This window comes from Protofrankia sp. CiP1_Cm_nod3 (assembly GCF_982290655.1).
Genome location: NZ_CEVIVD010000024.1, coordinates 4,876 through 15,366 on the forward strand (window position 1 = coordinate 4,876; position 10,491 = coordinate 15,366).

8 protein-coding genes are annotated in these 10,491 nt (G+C 72.6%); 3 read left to right on the forward strand and 5 right to left on the reverse strand.

Annotated elements, in window-relative coordinates; genetic code table 11:
* Positions 1-813, reverse strand: an 813-nt coding sequence (locus AC5LUJ_RS07390) for a histidine phosphatase family protein (RefSeq protein ID WP_493464683.1), incomplete at its 3' end; no start/stop codon positions are given.
* 275 nt (positions 814-1,088) lie between these two features.
* Between AC5LUJ_RS07390 and treZ the strand changes: the two genes are divergently transcribed.
* Positions 1,089-2,840, forward strand: a complete 1,752-nt coding sequence (gene treZ / locus AC5LUJ_RS07395) for a malto-oligosyltrehalose trehalohydrolase (RefSeq protein ID WP_493464684.1) — start codon at positions 1,089-1,091, stop codon at positions 2,838-2,840.
* Positions 2,841-3,628: 788 nt separating this feature from the next.
* On the opposite strand, the gene zapE is transcribed toward treZ, so the two are convergent.
* Positions 3,629-4,753: a cell division protein ZapE gene (gene zapE, locus AC5LUJ_RS07400; RefSeq protein WP_250282114.1), complete on the reverse strand. Its 1,125-nt coding sequence runs from the start codon at positions 4,751-4,753 to the stop codon at positions 3,629-3,631.
* A 289-nt stretch (positions 4,754-5,042) separates the two neighbouring features.
* Between zapE and AC5LUJ_RS07405 the strand changes: the two genes are divergently transcribed.
* Positions 5,043-5,867 carry a pyrimidine reductase family protein gene (locus tag AC5LUJ_RS07405; protein ID WP_493464695.1) on the forward strand — a complete coding sequence of 275 codons (825 nt, stop codon included), beginning with the start codon at positions 5,043-5,045 and terminating at the stop codon, positions 5,865-5,867.
* 71 nt (positions 5,868-5,938) lie between these two features.
* Here AC5LUJ_RS07405 and AC5LUJ_RS07410 read toward each other — a convergent pair whose 3' ends face one another.
* From AC5LUJ_RS07410 to AC5LUJ_RS07420, 3 genes are all read right to left on the reverse strand, one after another.
* Positions 5,939-7,183 carry a sulfate adenylyltransferase subunit 1 gene (locus AC5LUJ_RS07410; protein ID WP_250282118.1) on the reverse strand — a complete coding sequence of 415 codons (1,245 nt, stop codon included), beginning with the start codon at positions 7,181-7,183 and terminating at the stop codon, positions 5,939-5,941.
* A gap of 159 nt (positions 7,184-7,342) precedes the next feature.
* Positions 7,343-8,257 (reverse strand): sulfate adenylyltransferase subunit CysD, encoded by a 915-nt coding sequence (gene cysD, locus AC5LUJ_RS07415; protein ID WP_250282138.1) that lies wholly within the window; start codon positions 8,255-8,257, stop codon positions 7,343-7,345.
* 213 nt (positions 8,258-8,470) lie between these two features.
* Positions 8,471-9,217, reverse strand: a complete 747-nt coding sequence (locus AC5LUJ_RS07420; RefSeq protein ID WP_250282140.1) for an inositol monophosphatase family protein — start codon at positions 9,215-9,217, stop codon at positions 8,471-8,473.
* Between the two features lie 350 nt (positions 9,218-9,567).
* Between AC5LUJ_RS07420 and AC5LUJ_RS07425 the strand changes: the two genes are divergently transcribed.
* Positions 9,568-10,491: bifunctional sulfate adenylyltransferase/adenylylsulfate kinase (locus AC5LUJ_RS07425; RefSeq protein ID WP_493464685.1), on the forward strand; the 924-nt coding region annotated here is incomplete at its 3' end.

A 10,491-nucleotide genomic window follows, 5' to 3' on the forward strand; every position in this document is an offset into this window, starting at 1 on the left:
GGGACGGCCGCTGGCGGGACGGCCGCTGGGGGGATGCTCGCTGGCGGGACGGCCGCCGCGCGGGTGCTCTTCGGGTATCCGGCCGCTCCGGAGATGGCCGGTCAGGTTGTACTCGGCCAGGCGCAGCCGTCCGGCGTCCGCCACCCAGCGGGTGACGGACGCGTTGGCGACCGAACCGCTCAGCGCCACCAGCTCGGCCTCGGTCAGGCCCTCGAGAACGAACCGGAACATGATCACGACGGCGTCGTGCGCGGCGACGAGCACCCGGCGGCCGGCCTGCTCCCGGCAGGCGTCCCGCAGGAAGCTGCGCAGCCGCAGCGCCACGTCGGTGAGGGACTCACCGCCCGGCGGCCGGTAGTAGAGCTCCCCGAGATGGGCCCGCCGCCGCACCTCGTCGGGAAACCGGGCCTGCCTGGCGGCCGAGGTCAGCCCGTTCAGCACGCCCGTCTCACGGTCTCGCAGCCGCTCGTCGAGGCGCGGCGGGGGGAGCGGGTGGCCGGCGCGGGCCAGCTCGTCGCGCACGGCACGGGCGGTGTCGTGCGCGCGGGCGTACGGCGAGGACAGCACGACCTGCGGGAGACGTTCCGGCGGCAGCGAGGCGAACCAGCGGCCGAGGTCGCCGGCCTGCTCCCGGCCGAGCGGCGACAGCGGGACGTCGGGATTCCGCTCGGTGACACCGGTGTCGAACGCACCGGCGGCCTCGGCCGCGGCGAGGGCTGCGTTGCCGATGCTCTGCCCGTGCCGCACCACGACGAGTTCCGCCGGCACGCCCCACGCGGCGGCACCATCTGCTGTCGCTATGTGCACGATCACAGCGTATCCGCAATACTTGAACACAGCCGCGACAACCGGGTCGTGATCCGTCCCGGAACCAGCCGAAACCCCGGCGGGACGGACCCGATCCATGCTGCCCTGAGACATGGGGCAGGACGAAACCGGGGCGATCACACGATCGCACGATCAGCGGAGGGCCGCTCGACGCAACGTCAACCGGAACGTCAGGTAGATACGCGACACCACACCTGTAACGGCGCCGTGAAATCGAGATCACAGATGCTCATGCAATCGACAACGGGTAGACAGTACCGATGAGCACTTTCCGCGTGTGGGTGCCAGATGCCAAGACGGTAGGTGTAGCCACCAGCACGGACGGTCGCGAAACCATCCACGAGATGATGACCGACGAGGGCGGCTGGTGGTGGGTCAACGTGCCCGCGGCCGGGCACGGCACCGACTACGCCTTCCTCGTCGACGGCGACGTCGACGAGCTGCCCGACCCGCGCTCGGCCTGGCAGCCGCACGGCGTCCACGGCCGCTCCCGCCTGGTCGACCACTCGCTGTTCCCCTGGTCCGACAGTGCCTGGCGGGGCATCACGCTCGCCGGCAGCGTCCTCTACGAGCTGCACATCGGCACGTTCACCCCGGAAGGCACCTTCGACGCAGCCATCGGACGGCTCGACCACCTCGTGGCGCTCGGGGTCGACGCGGTCGAGCTGCTGCCCGTCAACGCCTTCGCCGGCCGGCACGGCTGGGGGTACGACGGCGTGGACCTCTACGCCGTCCACGAGCCCTACGGCGGCCCGGACGGGCTCAAGCGCTTCGTGGACGCGGCCCACAGCCGGGGCATCGGCGTGATCATGGACGTGGTCTACAACCACCTCGGGCCGGACGGCAACTACCTGGCCCGGTTCGGCCCCTACTTCACCGACTCCCACGTCACGCCCTGGGGGCCCGCGGTCAACCTCGACGCGCCCGGCTCGGACGAGGTCCGGGCGTTCATCGTCGACAACGCGCTCGGCTGGCTGCGGCACTACCACTGCGACGGCCTGCGGCTGGACGCGGTGCACGCCTTCGCCGACAACCGGGCCGTCCACCTGCTGGAGGAGATCACCACGGCGGTGCACAGCCTCGCCGCCCAGCAGCGCCGGCCGCTGTTCGTCATCGCCGAGTCCGACCTGAACGACCCCCGGGTGGTCACCGCCCGCGAAGCCGGCGGGTACGGCCTGGACGCGCAGTGGTGCGACGACGTCCACCACGCCCTGTGGGCGGCGCTGTCCGGCGAGCGCCAGGGGTACTACAGCGACTTCGGCAGCCTCGCCACCCTCGCCAAGGCGATGGAGCACGCGTTCGTCCACGACGGGACGTACTCGACGTTCCGGGGGCGCTCCCACGGCCGCCCGGTGCCGGGCCACCTGCCCGCCCACCGGTTCATCACGTTCCTCCAGGACCACGACCAGGTCGGCAACCGGGCGGTCGGCGACCGGGCGAGCGCGACGCTGAGCCCCGGCCTGCTCAAGGTCGGGGCCGCGCTGCTGCTGACCTCCCCGTTCACGCCGATGCTGTTCATGGGCGAGGAGTGGGGCGCGACCACGCCCTGGCAGTTCTTCAGCGACCACGACGCGCCGGGCCTGGCCGACGCCGTCCGCAAGGGCCGCCGCGGCGAGTTCGCCGCGCACGGCTGGGGGCCCGACGAGATCCCCGACCCCCAGGACGAGGCGACGTTCGCCCGCTCCAGGCTCGACTGGTCGCAGCTGAACGTCCCCCGGCACGCCGGGCTGCTGCAGTGGCACCGGCGGCTGACCGCGCTGCGCAGGACCCTGCCCGGCCTCACCGACCCCGCCCTGCCGAAGGTGCACTGCACCTTCGACGAGGACGCCCGGTGGTTCGTGCTGCGCCGCGGGCAGGTCGCCGTCGTGTGCAACCTGTCCGACCGGCGCCAGCCGGTGCCGGTCGAGGGTGTGCCCTTCGACATCCCGGCCGCCTCCGCCACCGGTTTCACCTTCATGCCGGGACGCATCGAGCTGGACGCCGAGTCAGTCGTGATCGCCCGGCTGCTCTGAACGCGCCGGAATTCGTCCCGCCGGCCCGGGCCGGCGGGACAGGTTTTCCCCGGGCCGCGTTTCCCGCGGGCCGGGAAAACCGCCCCACGAGCGGCATGAATCCATGCGGGGACGCGCGGCCCGCGGCACAGGGGCCCACGCGGGCCGTGTGCGCCCCTGCCCGGTCCGCACGGATCATCCGCCGATACGCGTGAATCCGCGCGAATAAGCACGAATACGCATGAACCCACGTTGACATGCACAAGAAGACGCTGATACGCACAAATACATGCGAACTTGTATGTGTGCGCGTGAATATGTGCAGACACGTCCCGATGTGCGCCGGCCCGCGTGTGCGCGCCGGCCCGCGTGTGCGCGCCGGCCCGCGTGCGTGCCGGCCCGCGTGCGTGCCGGCTCCCGTCAGAGCCGCCGGTCCTGCTCCTCGGCGCCGGACAGCACGAGATACAGCAGCCCGAGGATGCAGACGGACAGCACCAGCACGACGACCAGCAGAACGATGTAGTCCGTCATCCGTCCCCATCCCCTCCGGGCCGCCTCCGACGCGACGGGCCGGCGACGACGCGGACCCGGCCGCGACCACCACCCGGCTGCCGGGTGCGGCGGCGTCCCCCGATGCCCACCGACATCCGTCGGCATCCATCGGCATCCGCCGGCGATATGTCCACCGGGGTGCTCGGTCGGCCCGGCGCGCTCGGCCCGTGTGGCGACAAGTGTCCCGCCACCCGGGCGACGGGACAACCGTCGCGGCGCCCACCCGGGCGGCTGGGGGCTGGGGGCTGGGCGGACGGTCAGCCGCCGGTGCTCGCCGAGCCCTCCCAGACGACCATCTCGTCGGACCCGCCGTCACGGGCGAGCGCGGACAGCCGCGACACCGCGCGTTGGAACTTCTTGCGGTGCGGGCCGGCGAACATCTCCGGGGAGAACAGCTCGTCGAAGGGCAGGCCGGACGCCGCGACGGGCAGCGACCGGTCGTAGAGCCGGTCGGCGAGGACGACCAGCCGCAGCGCCACCGCCTGGTCGACCACCTGGGCCACCCCGTGCAGGCAGACCAGGCCGACATCGTCGACCAGCGCGCCGTAGCGGGACGGGTGCAGCTCGCCCAGGTGCGCGCACAGGGTGGCGAAGTCATCCTCGCTGGCGGTCGGGATGGCCGCGGCGCGACGGCTGACCTCCTGGTCGTCCAGGGGCACCGGGGGCTTGGGCAGGCCGCGGTGGCGGAAGTCCTCACCCTCGACCCGCAGGACGTGGAACTGCGCGGACAGCCCCTGGATCTCGCGCAGGAAGTCGTCGGCGCCGAACCGGCCGGCCCCGAGGTCCTCCGGCTGGGTGTTGCTCGTCGCCGCCAGCCGGACACCCGACTCCACCAGCCTGGTCAGCAGCGTGGAGACGAGGACGGTGTCGCCGGGGTCGTCCAGCTCGAACTCGTCGATGGCCAGCAGCCGCAGGCCGGCGAGCGCGTCCACTGTCCGGGCGAACCCGAGCGCGCCGACCAGGGAGGTGATCTCGACAAACGTCCCGTACGCCTTGGGCCCCGGCGCGGCGTGCCACAGCGAGGCGAGCAGGTGGGTCTTGCCGACCCCGAAGCCGCCGTCGAGATAGACCCCGGGACGGGTGGGGCCCGCGCCGGCACCGGCGGCCACCGGCCCGCCGTGGCGGGTGCTGCGCCCACCGCTGTTACGGCGGCCGAAGCGCAGCAGGCCGCGCCCGCCGGCGGGCTCCCCCGCCCGGCTGCCGCCGGCGACCCGGCTGGCGAACTGGCCGAGTGCCACGACGGCGGCGGCCTGGCTCGGCTCGGCGGGATCCGGCCGATAGGTGTCGAAACGGACGTCGTTGAACCGCGGCGGTGGCAGCAGGGCCGCGACCAGATCGTCCGGGGGTACCTGAGGATGGCGGTCGACCAGACGTTCCGGCATTTCCACACCTTACGAAAAACCATCGGGCTGATGTTGTCCCAAGAAGTGTCACGCGAGCGAGCTCACATCTTTTTCGCCCCGGACGCTGTGACTTCCGGTCTCCCGCGTCCGGTCCGGTTGCTTTTCAGAAGGCACAATGGACGGCGCGGGCCCGGACAACCCGGGAAGACACGGCAACGGCACGACACGACACGACACGACAACGGCACAGCACAACAACGGCACCGCACGGCGCAGCCCTGGAAGGCGCAGCGGCCCGGTGCGCCCCGGTGAGAATAGAGTTGCCGGAGTGCGCCACCTGTTGTCCGGCAATGCCGATGTCGCGGCCAGTACCCACTCGGCGGGCAGCGCCGATGTCACGGACGGTGCCGGCGTTACGACCGGTGCCGGTACCAGCAGCGGCGCCGTGGGCGCCGTCGACCTGGACGCCTGCTACCGGCTGCCGCCGCTCGCCGCCGGGCAGGTGCACGTCCGGTCGAACTTCGTCTCGTCGGTCGACGGGGCCACCGAGGTCGACGGCCGGTCCGGCGCCCTGGGCGGGAGCGCCGACCGCCGGGTCTTCCGGCTGCTGCGCTGGCTCGCCGACGTCGTCCTCGTCGGTGCCGGCACCGTGGTTGCCGAGGACTACGGGCCGGTCATCGTCCCGCCCGACCGGCGCGAGCGGCGGGTCGCGGCCGGGCAGGACGCGGTCCCGCCGGTCGCCGTCGTCTCCGCGGCCCTGCGGCTGGACCCGTCCGCCCGGCTGTTCGCCGCGCCGGTGCGCCCGCTGGTGCTGACCTGCGAGGCCGCGCCCCCCGCCCGGCGCAAGGCGCTCGCGGAGGTCGCCGACGTCCTGGTCTGCGGTGAACGCAGAGTGGATCCCGCTGTGGCCCTGCGTGCCCTGGGCGAGCGAGGGCTGGGCCGCGTCCTGTGCGAGGGCGGGCCGTCCCTGCACGCCGACCTCGCGGACGCCGGCCTGCTCGACGAGCTGTGCGTGACCATTGCCCCGCTGCTCGCCGGCCCCGACCATCTGCGGATGGTCCGCGGCCGGCGCTGGCAGGCCCCACTGACGATGACGCTCAGTCAGGTCCTCGAGGAGGACGGCAACCTGTTCCTGCGCTACCTGCGCCGCTGACCAGCCGCGCGGCCACCGTGCGGCCACCGTGTGGCCACCCGTGGCGGACCGTGTCCAGAGCGGGTCGTCGCTCAGAGGAGCATGCCGGCGCCGACGGTGGCCCCGGTGGCCTCGTCGATGAGGAGCACGCTGCCGGTCGTGCGGTTGCGCCGGTACGGGTCGAAGCACAACGGCGCGGTCGTGCGCACCGTCACCCGGCCGATATCGTTCAGCCGCAGCTCGGCGACGGAGTCGTCCCGGTGCAGGGTGTCGACGTCCACCCGGTAGGCGATATTTTTGATCACGCTGCGGACGGACCGGGTGGTGTGCTTGATCGCGAGCCGGGCCCGGGGCCGCAGCGGCGCGTCCACCATCCAGCAGACCATCAGGTCGATGTCCTGACCGACCGCCGGCTGGTTCGCCGGCCGGGCGATCATGTCCCCGCGGGAGACGTCCAGGTCGTCCTCGAGCCGGACCGTCACCGACATCGGCGGGAACGCCTCCGCCACCGGCCCGTCATAGGTGTCGATCGCGGCGATGCGCGAGGTCAGCCCGGACGGCAGAACGATCACCTCGTCCCCCGGCTTGAGAACACCGCCGGCGACCTGGCCGGCGTAGCCGCGGTAGTCGTGCAGCTCGTCGGTGCGCGGCCGGACCACCCACTGCACCGGGAAACGGACGTCGATGAGGTTGCGGTCGGAGGCGATGTGCAGCTCCTCCAGGTGGTGCAGCAGCGAGGTGCCCTCGTACCAGGGGGTGCTCGGCGACCGGGAGACCAGGTTGTCCCCGCCGAGCGCGGAGATCGGGATGGTCGCCACGTCGACGATCTCCAGCTTGGCGACGAACGCCCGGAAATCGTCCTTGATCCTCTCGAACACGCCCTCGTCGAAATCGACCAGGTCCATCTTGTTCACGCACAGGACGAGATGGGGGACCCGCAGCAGCGACGCGAGGAAGGCGTGCCGCCGGGTCTGCTGGAGCACCCCCTTGCGGGCGTCGACCAGCAGCAACGCGAGGTCGGCGGTGGAGGCGCCGGTGACCATGTTGCGGGTGTACTGCACGTGGCCAGGGGTGTCGGCGAGAATGAACGACCGTTTCGGGGTGGCGAAGTAACGGTAGGCGACGTCGATGGTGATGCCCTGCTCACGCTCGGCCCGCAGCCCGTCGGTGAGCAGCGCCAGGTCGACATAGCCGTCCCCACGTTCCCGGCTGGTGCGCTCCACCGCGGCCAGCTGGTCGGAGAACAGCGACTTGGTGTCGAACAGCAGCCGTCCGATCAGCGTGGACTTGCCGTCGTCGACAGAACCCGCGGTGGCGACCCGCAGCAGTTCCCTCATCACACCTCTCCAGAACGCGTCCGGGCACCCGGAACCAACACCTGCGACACATCCGTCACGGTCATCGCGACCGCCACGGCCATCGGAAGGTCGAAAGAACTGCCCCGGCCATCGGAGGACGACCGCCGCAGCAGCCCATCGGAACCGCCGCAACGGCCATCAGAAATAGCCCTCCCGTTTGCGGTCCTCCATCGCCGCCTCGCTGACCCGGTCGTCGGCCCGGGTAGCGCCGCGTTCGGTGATCCTGGTGGTCGCGACCTCGGCGATCACCTCGTCGACCGTCACCGCGCCCGACGCGATCGCCCCCGTGCAGGACATGTCACCCACCGTCCGGTAGCGGACCTGGCGGGAGAGTACCCGCTCCCCCGCCAGCGGCGGTGTCAGCGGGGTCACCGCGAGCAGCATGCCGTCGCGCTCCACCACCTCCCGGGTGTGCGCGTAGTAGATCGACGGGATCTCCAGGTTCTCCTGCGCGATGTAACGCCAGATGTCGAGCTCGGTCCAGTTCGACAGCGGGAACACCCGGATGTGCTCGCCGGGCCGGTGCCGGCCGTTGTAGAGCGACCACAGCTCGGGACGCTGGTTCTTCGGGTCCCACTGGCCGAACTCGTCCCGGAAGGAGTAGAAGCGCTCCTTCGCCCGGGCCTTCTCCTCGTCCCGCCGCGCCCCGCCGAAGACGGCGTCGAACCTGTTCTCCTCGATGGTGTCGAGCAGCACCGGCGTCTGGAGCTGGTTACGGGAAGCGCCGGGACGGGTGTCCTCGGTGATGGTGCCGGCGTCGATGGCGTCCTGGACGGAGCCCACGACCAGGCGGGCGGACAGCTGCACGGCCCGGGCGTCCCGGAAGGCCATCACCTCGGGGAAGTTGTGGCCGGTGTCGATATGCACCAGCGGGAAGGGCAGCTTCGCCGGCCAGAACGCCTTCTCCGCGACCCGGAGCATGACGATCGAGTCCTTGCCGCCGGAGAACAGCAGCGCGGGACGCTCGAACTCGGCCACCACCTCGCGGAAGATGTGGATCGCCTCGGACTCGAGCGTCTGCAGATGGGTGAGCTCGTAGCCGATCGCGGGCACGCGGAATCCCCCGTCGAGAACAGTGGCGAAAGCCGGCGGATGATTCCACCCAACGTAGCCCACGAAGCGGCCCCCGGGACAGCGACTCCGGCGGGCGCGCGGCGACCAGCGGCCAGTAACCGTCGATCACTGATCGCCAGCCACTGATCGCCAGCCACTGATCGCCAGCCGGTGGCTGCCAGCCGGTGGGCGGCCGCTCGTGACCGGCACCGATCAGCCGGCACCGATCAGCGTCAGGATCTCGGCGGCCAGTTCGGGACGGCAGACCAGCAGGTCCGGCTGGAACGGGTCCGCCCGGTTGTAGACCAGCGCGGATCCGTCGAGCCGGCTGGTGTGCAGGCCCACCGCGCGGGCGACGGCCACCGGCGCGGCCGAGTCCCACTCGTACTGGCCGCCGGCGTGCAGATAGGCGTCTGCCGTGCCACGGACGACCGCCGCCACCTTCGCGCCGGCGGAACCCAGCGGCACGACCGTGCCACCCAGCGCCTCGGCCACCGTGCTGACCAGCGTGGGGGCCCTGGTCCGGCTGGCCACCAGCCGCGGGCCGCCACCACCTGCAGGCGGGGCGGGGGCGACAGCCGGGGCAGCCGGGGCAGCCGGCCTGTTGGTCGTCAGCGTGACGCCCTGCGCCGGGAGCGCGACAGCGCCCACGGCCAGCTCGCCGTCCTGCCACAGCGCCACGTGCACCGCCCAGTCGCAGCGGCCCGGCTCGCTGAACTCCCGGGTCCCGTCCAACGGGTCGATGATCCACACTCGGCGGGCGGTGAGCCGGGCGGGGTCATCGGCCGCCTCCTCGGACAGGACCGCGTCCTGGCCGCGGTGGCGGGCCAGCGCGGCCGCCAGCAGCGCCTGCGAACGGGTGTCGCCGGCGTCCCGCAGCGCGGCGGGATCGGCGAACCCCCGCTCGGCACGGATCCGCAGCAGCAGCGCGCCCGCGTCGGTGGCCAGCCGCGCCGCCAACGCGGCGTCATCGAGCGCGGGAACGACGCGGGCCGGGCCACCGGCAGCCGGAACAGCGGCGGCCGGGACGCCGGACGCCGGGCTGGCGGCAGCCGGGACACCGGACGCCGGGCTGGCGGCGGATGGGTCGCCAGCCGCCAGGGCACCGGATACGGGATCATCGGATGGGGAGCCGCCGGGGGCGGGCCCACCCGTGGCGGCGTCTACGGATATGCCGGGGGCTCCCCCGCCGGCGTCCGCCGGCCGCTGGCTGCTCATCAGCGGAAGTGTGCCACCTGTTGTGACGGCGGGCGGCGCGTCAGCCCGTCACAGGCGGCGGGATACGCACGCCAACCGTTACCGTCACCGGTGTGCGTACCACCGGTGAGAGGACCGCACTGCTGGTCGACGAAGCGCGTGCCGCGGAACTGACCGCTGCCTCGCTGCGCTGGCAGTCAGTGACACTGAGCGCTGTTCAGCTCGCGGAACTGGAGCTGTGGCTGTCCGGTGGGTATCCACCGCGAGGCGGCCTGCCACCAGCGCACGGACGCAACGGCCCAGCCGGCCCAAGCGGCCCAGCCGGCCCGGCCAGTTCCGCTCGGACGCCCTCGACGGCGCCCTCGCCGGCATCGGTCCCAGCGCCGATCTCCCCGGTACCGGCCTCGCCGCTGCCCGCGCAGCACCCGGCACCGCAGCACCCGGCATCGCAGTACATCGTGGACGCCGGGGGCGCCGGCGCCCAGGACGCCGAGAAGTTCCAGGCCGGTTCGACGGTCGCCCTGCGGGACTCCGAGGGCGTCATGCTCGCCGCGCTGCACCTGACCGAGGTCGTGGGCTCGGCCCTGTCCGGGACGGTCGAAGGGCTGCGGCTGCCCGAGCATCCCGACTATCCGGAGCTGCGCTTCACCCCGGCGGCGCTGCGCGCGGAACTGCTCCGGCGCGGCTGGACCGCCGCGGACGAGCCGGCGCCCGTCGCGGTGTGGGCCGACGGCCTGCTGCACACCGCGGACCTGGACCGCATCGAGGCGCTGGGCGCCGGCGGCGACGCTGTCGTCGTACTCGCCCCGGTCGGCGGGGCCGACTCCGCCGACGCCCGCCACCACCTGCGCATCCGCTGCCTGAAGGCGGCGCTGGCCACGATCGGCGACGTCCGGGCCATGCTCGCCCTGGTACCGGTGCGGCCGGTCACCCGTCTGACGGAGTCGGTCGCCTTCGGCCCGGAAAGCGTCATCCGCCCCGAGACCGTCACGGGCAGCGACAGGCAGGCGGCTGCCGGCCACAGCGGCGGCCACGCT

Bases quoted from the DNA above. Each gene is read 5' to 3' on its own strand.
- zapE (WP_250282114.1), bottom strand. From the start codon at position 4,753: ATGCCGGAACGTCTGGTCGACCGCCATCCTCAGGTACCCCCGGACGAT.
- AC5LUJ_RS07410 (WP_250282118.1), bottom strand. From the start codon at position 7,183: ATGAGGGAACTGCTGCGGGTCGCCACCGCGGGTTCTGTCGACGACGGC.
- treZ (WP_493464684.1), top strand. From the start codon at position 1,089: ATGAGCACTTTCCGCGTGTGGGTGCCAGATGCCAAGACGGTAGGTGTA.